15 protein-coding genes and 1 other RNA gene are annotated in these 15,664 nt (G+C 41.3%); 7 read left to right on the top strand and 9 right to left on the bottom strand.

Annotated features, from left to right (window positions below; all coding sequences use genetic code 11):
* Window positions 1–33 precede the first annotated feature (33 nt).
* A complete protein-coding gene (locus A7K50_RS08720; protein ID WP_243103699.1) occupies window positions 34–1,020 on the bottom strand; it encodes an ABC transporter substrate-binding protein in 987 nt (328 codons plus the stop codon).
* Window positions 1,021–1,402: 382 nt separating this feature from the next.
* Here A7K50_RS08720 and A7K50_RS08715 point away from each other — a divergent pair, with 382 nt between their 5' ends.
* Window positions 1,403–1,618 carry a hypothetical protein gene (locus tag A7K50_RS08715; protein WP_119775610.1) on the top strand — a complete coding sequence of 72 codons (216 nt, stop codon included), beginning with the start codon at window positions 1,403–1,405 and terminating at the stop codon, window positions 1,616–1,618.
* Complete coding sequence (locus A7K50_RS08710; protein WP_020492070.1) at window positions 1,615–1,983, top strand: spore coat protein; 369 nt, start codon at window positions 1,615–1,617, stop codon at window positions 1,981–1,983. Before A7K50_RS08715 ends, A7K50_RS08710 begins: the two co-directional genes overlap by 4 nt.
* A 177-nt stretch (window positions 1,984–2,160) precedes the next feature.
* Here A7K50_RS08710 and galU read toward each other — a convergent pair whose 3' ends face one another.
* Window positions 2,161–3,039 (bottom strand): UTP--glucose-1-phosphate uridylyltransferase GalU, encoded by an 879-nt coding sequence (galU, locus tag A7K50_RS08705; protein WP_026156416.1) that lies wholly within the window; start codon window positions 3,037–3,039, stop codon window positions 2,161–2,163.
* A 158-nt stretch (window positions 3,040–3,197) separates the two neighbouring features.
* Entirely contained in the window at window positions 3,198–5,888 is a 2,691-nt protein-coding gene (locus A7K50_RS08700; RefSeq protein ID WP_119775608.1) for a CotS family spore coat protein, read from the bottom strand.
* 120 nt (window positions 5,889–6,008) lie between these two features.
* Here A7K50_RS08700 and A7K50_RS14345 point away from each other — a divergent pair, with 120 nt between their 5' ends.
* The 4 genes from A7K50_RS14345 to A7K50_RS08690 all read left to right on the top strand — a co-directional run bounded on the left by A7K50_RS14345 (window position 6,009) and on the right by A7K50_RS08690 (window position 7,039).
* A complete protein-coding gene (locus A7K50_RS14345) occupies window positions 6,009–6,224 on the top strand; it encodes a 3-hydroxyacyl-CoA dehydrogenase NAD-binding domain-containing protein (RefSeq protein ID WP_243103698.1) in 216 nt (71 codons plus the stop codon).
* Window positions 6,208–6,360 carry a hypothetical protein gene (locus tag A7K50_RS14480; RefSeq protein WP_282432336.1) on the top strand — a complete coding sequence of 51 codons (153 nt, stop codon included), beginning with the start codon at window positions 6,208–6,210 and terminating at the stop codon, window positions 6,358–6,360. Before A7K50_RS14345 ends, A7K50_RS14480 begins: the two co-directional genes overlap by 17 nt.
* Window positions 6,357–6,524, top strand: coding sequence for a hypothetical protein (locus tag A7K50_RS14475; protein WP_348980873.1), 168 nt, complete (start codon window positions 6,357–6,359; stop codon window positions 6,522–6,524). The genes A7K50_RS14480 and A7K50_RS14475 overlap by 4 nt, the downstream gene beginning before the upstream one ends.
* A 302-nt stretch (window positions 6,525–6,826) precedes the next feature.
* A complete protein-coding gene (locus tag A7K50_RS08690) occupies window positions 6,827–7,039 on the top strand; it encodes a hypothetical protein (RefSeq protein WP_119775606.1) in 213 nt (70 codons plus the stop codon).
* Between the two features lie 364 nt (window positions 7,040–7,403).
* Here A7K50_RS08690 and A7K50_RS08685 read toward each other — a convergent pair whose 3' ends face one another.
* Window positions 7,404–9,086, bottom strand: a complete 1,683-nt coding sequence (locus A7K50_RS08685) for a PocR ligand-binding domain-containing protein (RefSeq protein ID WP_119775604.1) — start codon at window positions 9,084–9,086, stop codon at window positions 7,404–7,406.
* A gap of 393 nt (window positions 9,087–9,479) precedes the next feature.
* Window positions 9,480–9,832: a transfer-messenger RNA gene (ssrA, locus tag A7K50_RS08680) on the bottom strand.
* Window positions 9,833–10,280: 448 nt separating this feature from the next.
* Between ssrA and A7K50_RS08675 the strand changes: the two genes are divergently transcribed.
* Window positions 10,281–10,862, top strand: a complete 582-nt coding sequence (locus tag A7K50_RS08675; RefSeq protein ID WP_243103697.1) for a PIG-L family deacetylase — start codon at window positions 10,281–10,283, stop codon at window positions 10,860–10,862.
* A 93-nt stretch (window positions 10,863–10,955) separates the two neighbouring features.
* On the opposite strand, the gene A7K50_RS08670 is transcribed toward A7K50_RS08675, so the two are convergent.
* The 4 genes from A7K50_RS08670 to A7K50_RS08655 form a co-directional block, all read right to left on the bottom strand.
* Window positions 10,956–11,945 carry a DUF4003 domain-containing protein gene (locus A7K50_RS08670; RefSeq protein WP_119775602.1) on the bottom strand — a complete coding sequence of 330 codons (990 nt, stop codon included), beginning with the start codon at window positions 11,943–11,945 and terminating at the stop codon, window positions 10,956–10,958.
* Between the two features lie 22 nt (window positions 11,946–11,967).
* The gene (gene smpB / locus A7K50_RS08665; protein WP_119775601.1) at window positions 11,968–12,432 is read right to left on the bottom strand and encodes an SsrA-binding protein SmpB; all 465 of its coding nucleotides are present in this window, start codon (window positions 12,430–12,432) and stop codon (window positions 11,968–11,970) included.
* A gap of 108 nt (window positions 12,433–12,540) precedes the next feature.
* Entirely contained in the window at window positions 12,541–13,305 is a 765-nt protein-coding gene (locus A7K50_RS08660; protein WP_119775599.1) for an alpha/beta fold hydrolase, read from the bottom strand.
* A gap of 224 nt (window positions 13,306–13,529) precedes the next feature.
* The gene (locus tag A7K50_RS08655) at window positions 13,530–15,539 is read right to left on the bottom strand and encodes a sodium-translocating pyrophosphatase (protein ID WP_119775598.1); all 2,010 of its coding nucleotides are present in this window, start codon (window positions 15,537–15,539) and stop codon (window positions 13,530–13,532) included.
* Window positions 15,540–15,664: the final 125 nt, after the last annotated feature.

The raw sequence follows: 15,664 nt of genomic DNA, 5'->3' as shown, positions 1-15,664 counted from the left end.
CATCAAAAACCCCTTACAACACTTTCAAGCTTCTTATTTATAATAAAAATTTTTATCAGGAAGTTTTCCTCCTATTGAATCCGGCGTATTACCTTGGAGTATCTTTAAATATTTCTCCACCGCCGGTTTAGCATCAGTGGCTTTCATATAAAGCATGTTGCATCTGGGAATGAGCTCCTCAGCAACTACGGGAGATATTCCAATATCATGATTAGCGACCAGTCTCGCAGCCTCTGCTGGTTTTTTATTTACCCAATTTATTGAATCAGCATAATCCTGTAAAAACAAGCCAAATTCTTCAGGATCCCGAGCTGCTACCTCCTGCTTAACCACTAAACAAGTATGAGCAAGCGGCGTCTCCTCCCCATTTATTCGATTCCATTCCTTTTGAATATCCAGAGCAATCTTTATATTGCTATTCGTACCTATTAACTCTGATACCCACGGTTCTGTCATTACAATGATTTTGTTGGTATTCGCAATATCGGCTTGTACCTGGCCCGACTCAATAAATTTAAGGGATATATCCTTATCCGGATCGACTCCGTTTTGAACCAGCATGTATTTAAACACTGCAAGCAGAGCTTTACTTGGAACGGCAAAATGTACCTCTTTACCCTTTAAATCAGTCCAGCTGTTAATGACAACCCCATTGGTAAGTACATACATAGCTCCTTTGGTATTAATCGCCGCCAGTTGATATTGGCCCTCATTATTATAGAGCTTGGCCGCCATTTCGGTCGGAATTACCGCTGTTTCTATTTCCCCGGCTTGCAGTTTAGCATATAGTGTATCCTGGCTTTGTTCAATTACATATTTTACCGTGTCGCCAAGTCTAGGATTAGGTTTAAGACTAGGCTCCATCATCTTGATCATCCCTAATGCGGTCGTTCCTCTTAATACATTAACCTTAAAAGTTGTAGCGGCCGCCTCCTCATAAGATTTTTCCCAAGATTTGCATCCACCCAACGACAAAATCAAAATACCTACAACAAATCCTATTAAGATTATTCTTCTCATTTCCATTCCTTCTTTCCAGTACTCGAAATTAAGACTTTCCTTAAACTGGTTTTTTCGCAAGCAGAAACTAAACAATCTTTGAGTTTATTCATAGTTATTATTCCTGATATATAAGCAATGATACCTTCAATTAAAACATGCAGTTATTCCACCCTTAATCATTGAGGCTTAATAATCCATTTGTTTATAAGAATATATGATATAACTAACGGCTATGGTTAGTACTATCTTAATTCTACACTATACTGCTAATAATAAAGTTATTACACAAACTGTGCCAAATTTCCTTTAGAGATAAGGTCATTAAAAATTAAAAATTTTACATAACTAATCTGCTCCTGAGAAAGAATACAAAAAGAAATATTTACTTGGAGGGTTGAACATGTCAAACTTATCTGTAAAAGAACTGGGTTACATCAAGGATTTTCTCTCTTGGGAACTCCTGATGACTAAAAAATGCAGCGACTATGCCAATCAAGAGGTAGATCCCAATTTTAAAGGAGTTTTTCATAGTGCAGGCCAAATCCATCAACAAAATTACTCCAATCTTCTTTCTTATCTCCAACAACAGTCATCACAAGGGGGAATGGTACAATGATTGATAATACTTCTATGGTTACAAGTCAATTTGGCGTTCAGAAAATCGGAAAGGATAAATCCCCTGTTCTGCCTAAAGAAAAGGACCCCAGCTTCAACCTTCGTGACAGAATGAATGATGTTTTGACAAGCGAGAAGTATATTATCGAAGGTTATACTACCGGGTCCAAAGAGATCCTTTGCGAAAAACTTTATACAATTCTAAATGGTAACCTCAATAGTGCTAAACAGGCTCAAAGATATTTCTTTGAACAACTTTTCAATTTAGGAGAATACCAGGCTGATACAGCAACCCAGCAGCAAATTGATGATGCCTTGGATATGTTCACTAAATATAAGGTTCAGCTTCCTTATCCACACAATTGATTTCCAATGGAAGGCGTCCTTCTGCCGCTTTTTCTTTGTGCCATCTTATTCCCTCCCCATACTGGTCTAGCCGGGATTCCGCTCTTGCCTAAAAAACTCCCGCACTCACCGCTAGGAAACATTCCAAACATAAGGGATGAATATTGCAAAAATGAACACCTTTAAAATAAAGGGAATTTATATAGTTTTTCTTCTTTCATAAAGTGTATCTAAATACTGGGCAAACTCCGGACCAATCTCAGAAGATTCAAGTGCATACTCTATAGTCGCGATTAAAAAGCCAAGCTTATCTCCGGCATCGTAGCGAATACCGTTTAACTTGCAAGCATAAATTGTTTCAATCTTACTTTGCATCTTTAGAGCATCAGTTAGTTGAAACTCCCCACCTGCTCCTTTGGGAATCTTTTCAAGAAAGGAAAATATAGAAGAATTTAAGATATATCTGCCCATGATTGCAAGTCTGGAAGGAGCATCTTTCAGTAAAGGCTTTTCAAACAGATCTCTAACGCAGTAGATATCACGGTCGTTATCAAGAGGGTCGATAATTCCATATTTACTGACATCCCTTTCAGAAACTTCCTTAATTCCTATTACGTTAGAGCATGTTTCTTCTGCAACCTCCATAAGCTGTTTTATCGCAGGAATGTCGGATTTGATAATATCATCTCCCAAAAGGACAGCAAACGGATTCTGGCCGATAAATGACTTTGCGCAGTAAATAGCATGTCCTAAACCAAGAGGTTCATTCTGCCTTATATAACAAATATTAGCCATTCTTGAAAGCTGTATTAGTTTTTCAAGTTGTTTATAATCACCTTTCTTAGCCAAGTGAGCTTCAAGTTCAGGGGAACGATCATAATAATCGACAATTGACCATTTACCCCTGCCCGTAATTATAACAATGTCTTCTATACCTGAATGGATTGCTTCTTCGATGATATATTGAATTATGGGTTTATTGCAGATTGGAAACATTTCTTTAGGTAAAGCTTTGGTAACAGGTAAAAACCTTGTTCCTAATCCTGCAGCGGGTATAACAGCTTTTGTAACTCTCATTTTTCGGCCCTCCTAAAACTTCTTTATACAAAGTGTTAAATCTGAAGCGGCATATTTTACCTTTTGAGAAAGGTGACGCCTAGCAGCTCTTTCAGGTATTTTCCAATAAATTTGGTAACAGGCTGCTGCATTTGTAAACTTCCGGAATGCTCCATTTTTTACTTGCTAAACCTAATCAATCGGATTATTATTAGGTCTCGAATGATTCTCCATAAGGATGGACCTGTGGAGCTAATCCCGTTGTTTTTTACTCTGACAGGGTAAATCCTGATACGGGTAATGTTGGCGACAGATGGGCAGGTTGCTATAATTTGATAAATTATGCCAATTTGGTCATGGTTTTTCGGGGAGTCGTTATCACTGATAGTTAACCCTTTACCTTTTACCTGATCTGAATCTACAAAATCGATCTCTTTCTTCGTATCCGTTTCGAAGTTCAATTCCTGTTTCCATGATTCTGAGACTTCGTGCGCCACACGTTCCCAACTGAAACGTTCTTCAGCTAATCGCCTGCCTGTTTGCCCCATTTTACATCTGAGTTTCGGATCAGTTAGGAGGATTTTAAGTTTTTCTGCAAATTCAAGAGAATCCTCAGGTTGATCGACAAGTAAACCATTTTGATCAATCACAACTTCCGGATTACCGCCCCGTGCGGTCGTTAAAAATGGTAAGCCGGCAGCCATGGCTTCATAATGGACCCGGGCAAGCGGTTCCTGCCACTGAGATGGGCAGACAAAGATATCACTAGCCCAAAACCACTCGTGAATAACATCAGAGGATACATACCCTGTTGTTACGACAGGAAACTTAGCTTTCTCCGCTAAGGCGCGAACATAGGCCACATAATCGGTAACAGAGTCGACACTATACCATGTTCCGCCTACGATTACCAAGGCGATATTGGAATCCTTTATTGAAAGCTCGTTGATAGCCTGAATTAATAAGTCCGTACCCTTTTTGCGGGTTAAACGCCCAACAAACAATATGACTGTCTTATCTTCAAGCTGATAGCTGCTGCGTAGATTGTGACGAACCTGAGTTGCCCGGTTTGATGTTTCCCAAGGAATAAATTTTTTTAAGTCAACTCCTGAATAAATCGTGCGAACCTTGGGAGCAGCTTGAGGAAAGAGGTTGGAGATAGTCTTTCCGACATAATCACTTACTGTAATGATCCGTTCTACTTCTCTAATCGCAGTGAGTGCAGTCTGGCGATCAATTTTGTTAATATCAAACATATCATTATGCATGCTTAAAATTAATCGCGTGTAAGGTGCTACTTCACGAATTAAGGAAATGAGCCGGGGGCGATTAAAAACGTGTATGAGATCAAAGGATTCGTTTTTAAGAAAATTGATTACTCCAGCGGCATAAATTTCGAAGAAGTATTCGCTTTCAATTCTTACATACCGAATATTATTTTTATATTCCTCATTTGGCAATGTTGGGTCTGTCGTTCCTAAGATTGTTAAAGAATGCTGTTGACTCAATAACCCTGAAATACCATCGATATAGGTTTGAATGGCACCCCCGCGTACAGCCGGAACCGGCAATTTCTCCGTACAGATCATCAGTACTTTCAATTGATCTTCGTTCCCAAAAGATTTTTTGGGCACATCCTTTTGTTGCTGAATCTCGGATTCAGTCTTTTTAATCAACTTTGGGAGTGTACTGCTTTCCCTTAATGCTTTCATTGGCATTATCTCAAGCTTTTCTGGTTCCAATCCGGCATTTGCCCCATAATGCCCCGTTAGGAAATTCTCCTTGTCTAATGCTAATTCAGCAAGTGCCAATCCCTTTGTCTCTTCTAATAAATTGAGATGCGACATAAGTCCTTCTAAATGATTCGTTAGAAAATCTATAGGGCTGAACAGCATCTCTTTTAAGTGTTTATAGAACTCATTGGGGAATGCCAAATCATTTAATAAAATCTTGTAAGTTTCTCTATCGATCGGATTCGCATCATGGTAGGCGCTGATCATTCCCTGAATCCAGGGAACGTCCCACCTTCCTAAATCATCCATCGAACTTGAGATAAGCTTCCGAAGATCACGAATTGGCAGGTCGTAGGCAACTCCATCTAAATCGATCACCCAAAGACCACCGGTACCAAGTTGTCCGTTAGACCATCCATAGTCTTGGTGTACAAGTCCCCAGTGCTCTTCCCCCATCGCGAGTATTTGCTTATAAAATGGCTGCTCAAGGAGGGACAAAGCATCTAAGGCCTGGCCTTCAAATATATTGATAACGGAGAGCAGTGCTTGACTGCCCGGAATATCACTATTTGCTTTGGCTACATTGCGAAACCACCCTATTTTGGTAATTATTTTTTTGTAATAAGCGGTCCATCCAAATAATCGGGAAGCTCTATGAGAGCCAGCAGGTGGAGTATACCCACGTGTATGCCTATGAAACTCCCCAAGACCATAACATAAAGCCTTAGCACCGGAAAGGTCCTTACTCGCAGGAGTAAGAAATTCAATCCAATCTGTGACAATCCATAACTTACCTCCCCTTTCAACACAAAGTGCTCCTTCTTTGGTCTTTATTAATTCCGGAACTCTTCCCCCGTTTTTTACAATGTAATCCTGTGCCCCTACACTAAAGAGGCTTCTTGTTGGCTCGCGATGCAACAATTTTAAACTGCGAGGGCCCTTGTCGGTTTCTATTTTCCAGATGGCCCCGCCTTTATCCGGTTTAGACGTAATTAACGTTTTCGTGTGGATTTCCATGTCATAATAGGCCATAACCTGCTGTGCTAATTTATCTACTTCTGAAGGAACCCACATATCAAGGTTGACCCCAGTATTTTCTTGTTCTGAATCCCACGGCTGGATCAGATAGTCTTTCATATTTCCCGCACCCTTTCAAGTATATAATGTAATATATTCCAGGATATTGAAAAAGTGAAACAGGCATACCCCCCATGTCCTTTCCAGAATATGGAACAATTCATTTTCCATAGGAATACGATGTATAAACCGATATTCTATGAGATTGGATTGAAGGAATTAATGAGAATTTGCGTTGTAGGTGCAGGTTATGTAGGCCTCACAACAGCAGTGGCTTTAGCTGTTTTTGGCCATGAAGTTCAATATGTCGATATAGATCAAGAAAAAATTAATAATCTCCTCAAGATGAGTTCCAATATACGAACCGGGCTTAGAAGACTTGATTACCGAATATAGTCAAAAAAATATACTCTATTTTTCGAACAATGTCGTAGAGAGTATTAGGGTTTATCCAATTATATTAATTGCCGTCGGTACTCCTTCCCAAAACGATGGCACCTGCAATCTAAGTTTTCTTAAACGGGTTATCTGATTGCTGCAACGATTAATAGTTACAAAATTATCATTACCAAAAGTGCCGTTCCCCCTGGAACCAATGAATGGATTTACCAAACATTCCTTGAAATGGGCACCGACAAAGATTCATTTGATATTGTATCTAATCCGGAGTTTTTACGGGAAGGAAGAGCACTATGATCTTTCATCCCAATAAACTAGTTTTCGGAACAAAAACAGATAGGCCACTAAAAGTCCTGAAAGAGCTCTATCAAAACGAAAGCACACCCTTTATTCTCACAAACTTAACTGGAGATTGGTCAGAAGTTCAAGCGAGAATGAAGGTTTAAGGCAACAAATCATTGATATTCGAAGAAACAATTGGCTTCTTTAGAATGATTCTATATTATTAGTAATAAACACAAATCTTGTACCAATTGTGTAAAATGATCATATAGTATCAAAGCTATCGTCTTTCACCTAGCACAGTTCTTTAGGGGGAGATGAAGTTGATAAAATATAAAAAAGAAAGGAGCAAGATCATGCACAAAGATGAATTTCTAAAACAGGTTATCGATTCCTTAACCAACAATATTGACGTTTTAAAAGTAAAGGTAACGTATACGAATGGCGAAGTAATGAAATTCGCTTTCGACGAAGAAGATGACGATATCGACGATGACGACGAAGATGACGATGCAGAAGAAGTCGAATAAGCAGATAACCAAGAAGAACCAAAGTTATGATCAATACTACTAGTCAAGTGGAACAGAATTCTACTATTATACGAGAGTGCTGAAAAACTGTGTAAACCTCCGAATGCATAGGAATTTATGTAACGGAGGTTTTTCCGTGAGCAGAATTGACAAATTCAAACTCCGAAAACCAATTAGAGGGATCAACGGTCCTTAGTATATCTGCCAGTAACACTAGACTAAACTCGGTATTGATAATAACAAACGAAAAAGAAAGTAATTTTACCTATTCGTGACGACATCCCGACATAGAAGCGTTTATGCCTGCCGAGGCACCCCTTCGATACCGTCAAATGGTACCATGGCGCTCATATATATAAGAATACTAAATAACTACTTCAGCTAATGTCTGTTCAAGAGTATTCAAGTCCACCGGCTTTGCTAAATGTTTCTTGAACCCTGCTTCCTTGGCCCGTTCCAAATCATTCGGTTGGGCGTAACCAGAAAGTGCAATTAAGAATGTATCCTTAAGTTCCTTATCGCAGCAAAAGCTTTTAGCCACTTCATATCCATTTTTCCCTGGCAATCCAATATCACAAATCACCACTTGAGGCCGAAACTCTTTTGCTTTGTCTATACCCTCAGATCCGCTTAATGCTGCAATAGTTTCATGGCCCAAATAGCTTAGCAGGGAACATAAAATTTCAACAATATCTGGAATATCGTCTATAACCAGAATCCTGAGTGAATGAGCAGATGCTCTGTTAACCTTTGATTTATGTTCCTCATCGATGCCTTTTATCGGCAGACAAATTGTAAATTGTGTTCCATAGCCTAATCCTTCACTATGAGCGGTCACATTCCCACCATGTAGCTCCACCATTCCTTTGACAATAGCGAGGCCCAGACCTAAACCACCATTGCTACGATCCAGGGAGTTGTCGACCTGGACAAAAGGCGTGAAAAGATTTGGTAAGATTGCAGTTGGAATGCCCCTGCCCGTATCCTGAACTGTGATTACGGCCTCCTGTTTTTTCTCAACCATTACGAGGGTTTTATCCCCCTTAAGGGTAAATTTGGCTGCATTATGTAGCAGGTTACCAATTATCTGAGTCAGACGTGCTGAGTCTGCTTCAAGATAGATTGGGTCTGAAGTTAATTTGATTTCCAGTTCAACTTCCTTTTCCGAAAAATGCCCCTGGTAATCAGCCACAGCCTGTTGTACCACTCTGTTGAGTTCAACGCGTTCTTTTTTCAGTACAATCTTGTTTTGGGTAATACGGGTAACATCCAGTAGATCATCAACCAGCCGGGTAAGCTGTTCTCCTTGACGTTTAGCAATTTTCACAGCCCTTAGAGCTTGTTTATCACAGGTAGGCACTTGGTCCAAGAAAGAGAGACTCATCATGATTGAAGCCAGCGGATTTCTGAGCTCATGGGAAAGCATGCTGAGAAACTGATTTTTATTTTGATCCATTTTTTTCAGTTCCTCTACTAAAGCTTCACTTTCTTGCATAGCCTTTTTTTGGGATTCAATAAGTTGAAGCTTGGCTAAACCCATTTGTACCATCATTTCAGCTAATTGCCTGACATAATTCATAATTGAATCTACTTTGTCTTTTGTATAAATTGGTACTTTTTTTACTGCGTTTATATAGTCTTCTTCATTAAAACCACATTTTTCTGCCTGTCTGTGAAATTGTTCTATATCCGGCTCTTCAAATAAAAACTGTCCTGTATATACTGTGGCTAAGTGTTCCCCGTCAATAATGATTGGATAGGCTACATCAATCAGTCCATTATCGCATTTATAACAGATATTTGATTTATCATTAACATAATTAGAATCTATATATTTTTTTATATACAAATCACTTTTTTTGCATAAGAGTTCGGCGTGCTTATTTACTCTATGGAATTTTGTACAGATATCTTGCCAGCCAACAGCAATTAAGATATTTGCATCAGTATCAAGAACTGCTGATAAAATACCGGTTACTGAATAAAATCCTTCCATAAGATCTTGAAGTTTAGAAATATCAACCAATTCAGTAAATTTATATTTCATAATAACCCCCCAAAATTAAAATACCCGTATAACAAAAATCCCTTTAAAACATAATATCACTTCCTAAAAGAGTAATTTGTCGAAACACGTGTATTGAAGAATAATTGAAGCATGTAAAAATATATAATAAAACAAATATAATTTTTCGCAAAAAAATTAAGCACCCATCACAAGCACTTTTTTTGAGGTCTATATTTAAGAATCCGCTAATACCAGGGGGTTTCAATGGAATAAATCTTTACTGACAATTGAACAATTGGTGGCAGCAATGAGGGTTTAATGGCCTTTTTTTGTACTTTTCTAACTGTAAACAAAAAAACGGTCAAAGAACCGTTAGAAATTTGCTCCGAAAATTCTCAAACCCGTATGAATAGCGGGTTTTTGGACAAATTTTGGTGGAGGCGAGGGGACTTGCACCCCTGTATCGAAAGACAATACCAAAAGTATCTACGTGTGTAGCTCTCATTTTACTTCTCGCTTCGCTGGACTCCTGAAAGCGGGATTCCTTTGAAGCCAGTCTGATTCGTTTACCTGATTGACCTCAGACGGTGGTCTCACAGGATAGCCTGCTGTTTTGACACCCTGAACTCTTCACCGCAGACACAGAAGGCAGGATGTAGCAGCTTAAGCTGCTAAAGCGTAATTTGTTTTGTCAGTTATTGTTTGTCCGCTGTTTAACGAGGTCAAGCGGGATCTCGACACGCAACTCTTACCATTGCTCCCCCGAGCGAGTCTAAAACGCCCCCGAGAAAATGTAGCAATATCATTATACCATATCTCTACATTTTGACTAGTACTAACTTGAGAATTTTATTTAATGTTTACAGAAAATACAAACATCTTCCTTAAGAAGTATTACTCAGCCTATAGAATTTTATTTTTATTTATAATTTAATCCTCTACTTAATAATTAATTTTGTAATTTTTTTATTTTTTAAGCTTTACTTGCACTTTTTGTGTTATTTCAAAAATTATCCTAGGGTAATATCACCTCACATAATGAATGCTTAATTTTATTTAAATCATTTTAATTTAGTCACATCTCAATTTTTATTATCTCATGCTATTTTTAAGCATCTTATTTTAAGATATAATATTAGGTAACAATTTAACTATAAAGACTATAAATTTTGTATAAAATCGCTCGAGCAAAAAATCTTGAATACAAATTTTGATGGGCTTAGAAGAGATATTATGAAAAAGATTTTGAAAAGAAGAATTTTCCTGGCTGCTTCGACTCTGATCCTTGTATTCGCGTTTGTATTTATCATATCGGATCAAATGGTTGCCAATTATATGGTCGACACAACTTCGGAGCATACCGATACGCCCGGAGCAAGCTCCAGGGTCCTTGTCATTGCTCCGCACCCCGATGACGAGACACTGGGGGCGGGTATGCTCATCAAAAAGACGTTGGTTAATGGAGGTAAAGTAAAAGTGGTCCTTATGACCAATGGTGATGGTTATAGGGTCGCAGCCCATTTAGACTATACAAAAATGACGCTTACACCAAAAGAATATATCCATTTTGGCTATACGCGCCAGCAGGAATCAGTGAAAGCTTTGACATCATTGGGACTATCTGAAAGCGATATTATTTTCCTAGGTTATCCTGACGGCGGACTTGCCTCACTATGGTCTTCCAACTGGAGTTCACCGGACTCGTACACCAGTCCCTATACCCATGCAGACCGGTCACCCTATACCACCAGTTTTCAGAAAAACCGCCTGTATTGCGGAGCTTGTTATACCGAAATCCATATTTTCGCAGCCTGAATTCGGTCACTATGATCATGTCTTTATAGATGCGGAGTCCGCTTTTAATAGCCACCTAGCAGACAAAACTGCCTGGCGGATGATCGATACGCGCTAGCTGCCGCTGGATGCAGCCGTTGCGGCACACGCAGCACCGATCATTGCTGCGTTTTGGGCTTCGATAAGTGCTTCAATCGTCACAAAAGCATTGGTATAGATCACATCATTGTTATTTTTGAGGCTTTCCAACATCGTGCAAGAAACGAGCGACGCTGCTGTAAGAAAAATAGCCTCCTTGCCTAGCCAGCGGATATTTCGGTCTTCTCGGAGAACTTCACTTATTCCGAGTACCTCTCGCGCAGCTCTCTGGCTTTTATCTTCAAGCAAGGTAAGCAGACCGAGTGTTCCATAGTTATTGGCGTAGACTTTTAATTTATTTTGACCGAAGAAATCATACAGGATGCGGCATCTCGTAGCTTTAGCCTTACTGTTCTCATCACTCAGACTTAAGATGTGCGACAGGAATTGGAGTCCGTTTCCACGGCTAAAACCACATTCATGAAGCTCTTTGTACAGCTCTTCCATTTTGGCTGTGATACTCTGTACGGGTTTATCCGAAGCTGCAAGCAGGATTGAGACAGCATAATCATCACCAGAAGTCAGCCAGGGGTGATGTTTTTTCATTTCGGTGAAAATCTCATAGGCTTTGGCAATCCGAATATCGGCTTTTCGCGGTTCGCAATTCAAGAGCAATGTATAGGCGGTCACAGGCCTGTATGTGTAACTGCGGAACCCGTTTTCTTTGAGTTTTTCATCATAAGCAAGAAGGATATCCAGTTTTGTTTCCGGATCGGGAGAATTAACGAGCAGCAAGGTTGAATACAGAATGGATCTTTGTCTGAAACTCGAAAAAAATCCCAAATTCTTTTTGATATAGTCATTGACCCTTTCGATTTCTTTCCTGTCATAAGCCTTGTCTTTGGTTACATAAGACAAAGCAATCAGCGTATTAATACTGCTTGAATTTTTCCAGCGAAAATCTTTGGCAACCTGCTGATAGATGTTAATCAGATTTTCAGCTTTTTTTCGGAGATTGCTGTCCATTTCCCCGTCCCCTTTCCCCGAACTAACCCTTGTTTCTTTCTCTTAAATCCCGTTCCATTTGCCTTTTGGCATCCCGCTCGGCCAGATCATCCCGCTTGTCATAAGTTTTTTTGCCTTTGCATAGCCCAAGTTCAATTTTGGCCATGCCGTGCTTGAGATAGATCTTTAACGGGACAAGGGTCATTCCCTGTAGTTTAACCCTATCCCCCATCTTAATAATCTCGGTGCGATTAAGCAGCAGTTTTCTCTTCCGCAGCGGATCATGGTTGAACCTGTTCCCTTGTTCATACGGGCTGATATGCATCTGATTCAGCCAGACCTCACCCTTGATAATCTCAGCGTAACTGTCTTTGAGATTCACACGGCCGGCCCGGATTGACTTTATCTCGGTCCCCGTTAAGATGATCCCGGCTTCATAACTATCCTCGACAAAGAAATCGTGCCTGGCTTTTCTGTTTTCAGCGATGACCTTAATTCCCTCAGCCAATCTATTTCCACCTCGCTGCTTTATCTATTAATAATATTACCCGTTGTTGACCGCTCAGGCAATGGGTATTTCCTTGAGATTATTTTGAGAAAAAATCAATAAACCGACCTATGGGACCAGCAGCTGACGTCTTTCGATGAATTCCCGTATTTTTTTGGCCAATTCGTCCCGCGCTGCGCTCAACGGCAGATAGTGATCCTCATCTTTCCAGTAAACTGCATCGCAATAACGATCTCCGATGCTTTTCTGAATAAATTCACCGCTGGACGGATGGACTGTCCGGTCAGCTATACTCTGGACCATAAGCGTCGGACAGCTGACTTGGGGTAATTTTCCTTTCATTCGTTCAATAGCTTGGTTCAGGGAAGCAAATGTTATCACCGGTACCTGAATATAGGAAAAGTGTGGAAGTCCCTCGCTGTTCAGGTTGATCTCATTGTTTTTATGCGGCTTACCAACATATTCTATTTTCCCGATCAAGCTTTCGGCCTGATGCAGCTTTTCATCAACATAAATAATCGGGGCATTGATGGAGACTACACCGTCGATTCTGCCCTGAGCAGCCAGAGATAGTGCCAACAGTCCGCCCATGGAATGTCCGACGGCAAGGACTTTCTCACACGTTTTCTTTAATTGCTCAGCTGCTTCGGCAACAACTTGCTCCCAATCCTGCCAGGATGTCTTCTTCAATTCTTCTTCTGAAGTTCCATGACCGGGCAGAAGCGGGGCCTGGACTGTATATCCCCAATCCTTAAATCTTTCGCCAAGTGGCTTCATATCAATTGGGCAGGCCGTAAAGCCGTGAATCAGCAGGACCCCCGTCCTCCCGCCTAAAAAGTAAAAAGGTTTAACCAGCTCTTCTCGTGTAAACATGCTTCTACCTTCCACTTGCCAATATCAGGCAATAATGTCCTTATCGGTTTATTTAAACAGATTTTTTTGCTGAATGCAATGTCTTTGATTTTATGATGGTAAATTAAGCTTCGATGTTAGTCTTAAAGAATAAATAAAATTTCATACAAAATGGAAATGGAGATGCTTTAAAGGCATCTCCATATATTTCACTTGAAAACAATTGTTTGGACGGACCTAACCTCTTAGTGAAGGAAAGGAGCGATGATCAGGGAAATCGTTCCCATAACTTTAATCAAAGCATTCAGGGAAGGACCGGCAGTATCTTTGAACGGGTCGCCAACGGTGTCCCCAATAACAGCAGCAGCGTGAGCAGGAGTCCCCTTGCCGCCATGATGTCCGGATTCAATATATTTCTTGGCATTGTCCCAGGCACCACCGGCGTTGGCCATGAATACGGCCATCAGGAAGCCGGCAAATGTACCGCCTGCGAGCATTCCGCCCATGGCACTCTTGCCTAAAATAAATCCGACAAGTACCGGCGTACATACGGCCAGTAAACCAGGAGCGATCATTTGTCTGATTGCCGCTTTGGTCGAAATATCAACACAGGCTGCATAATCAGGTTTCGCTTTGCCTTCCATCAGTCCGGGGATTTCTCTGAATTGACGGCGGACTTCAGCAATCATGTCAAACGCAGCTCTGCCGACCGCCTGCATCGCAAAAGCGGAAAACAAAAATGGCAGCGCAGCACCAATAAATAGACCGATAATCGTCGTCGGCACAAGAATGTCAATCGCCTGAAGGTTTGCGAGTTCAGCAAAGGCGTTGAACAAAGCCAGCGCGGTAATTGCAGCTGATCCAATCGCGAAGCCTTTGGCTACGGCAGCCGTGGTATTTCCTACAGCGTCAAGTTTATCTGTCGTTTTACGCACACTCGGATCGAGTTCTGCCATTTCGGCAATACCGCCGGCATTGTCAGCCACCGGTCCGAAAGAGTCAATCGCAACGATGATTCCCGCTGTGGAAAGCATCGCCATTGCGGCCATCGCAATGCCATATATCCCTGCAACCTGATAAGCCACCAGGATCGCAGCACAAATCGTAATGACCGGTAGAGCCGTACTTTTTAAGCCGACAGCCAGACCCGTGATGATGTTCGTTGCTGCTCCGGTTTCGGAGGCCTTGGCAATCGACTGAGCCGGTTTCTTTTCATTGGATGTGTAGTACTCCGTGATCAGACCAATGATAATATTTACTGCAAGACCGCAGATAATGGCTAAGAATATTCTATTCGGTGTGAGTACGAGTCCCGATTCTGTGACAAAAGTTGCCGGCATCAGCAGATGGACTGCGGCAAAAGAAGCGATAGCTGTAATCACATTGGTTCCCCAAAGGCCCATGTTCAGAGCCATCTGTGGATTGGCCTTTTCTCCTGTGCGCACAAAGAAGCTGGCAATAATCGAGGCTAGAATACCGATCGCACCGATAACCAGGAAGATAGACTCCCCCATGCCGTGACCGCCGAAGACCGAGAAACCGATCAGCATGCCGGAAATGGCGGTTGCAGCATAAGATTCAAACAAGTCGGCACCCATACCTGCTGTATCGCCGACGTTGTCACCAACGTTATCAGCAATAACCGCCGGGTTGCGCGGATCATCTTCAGGAATTCCGGCTTCGACCTTACCTACGAGGTCCGCTCCAACGTCAGCTGCTTTGGTAAAAATACCGCCACCAACACGGGCGAACAGTGCAATTGCGCTTGCACCAAATGCGAATGAGTTGATAGTCTCCGCATCACCGAAGATCATGAATAGTCCGGCAACACCTAACAGACCCAGACCAGCCACAGAAAATCCCATAACTGCGCCTGCCCTGAATGACACGCCGAGCGCTTTGTTCAAACTGGTACGGGCAGCTTCTGTTGTACGGGCATTAGCTCTGGTTGTAATCCCCATGCCGACATAACCTGCAACACCTGAAGCTACTGCACCAACTAGAAAGGACAATGGTGCGGCAGCGTTACCTTTTAACGCAAATAAAGCAATAAAAATGATGACAACAATCGGGATAAGTGTTTTGTATTGACGATTGAGATAAGCCATCGCGCCGACTTGAATCGCTTTGGAAATTTCTTTCATTTTGTCATTTCCGGCGCTTTCCTTAAGTACATTTTTTGCAAAAAACAATGCCATGAGCAGCCCGATAATTCCTGCTCCTACGCCCAATAAGGGCATCTGTGAGAAATCCATTCCTACTACCTCCTAATAAATAACCACACGAAGTATGTTCCACGCAGCCTGGTGTGTTGACCTTATTCTATACCGAAAAATCCGTACAATTACGGATAAATCCGCAGGGTACGGGAGGGATCCTG

This window comes from Dehalobacter sp. MCB1, assembly GCF_003590275.1.
Lineage (GTDB): Bacteria > Bacillota > Desulfitobacteriia > Desulfitobacteriales > Syntrophobotulaceae > Dehalobacter.
The sequence above is the reverse complement of the archived record's forward strand: the minus strand, read 5'-3'. Positions and strand labels throughout refer to the sequence as shown.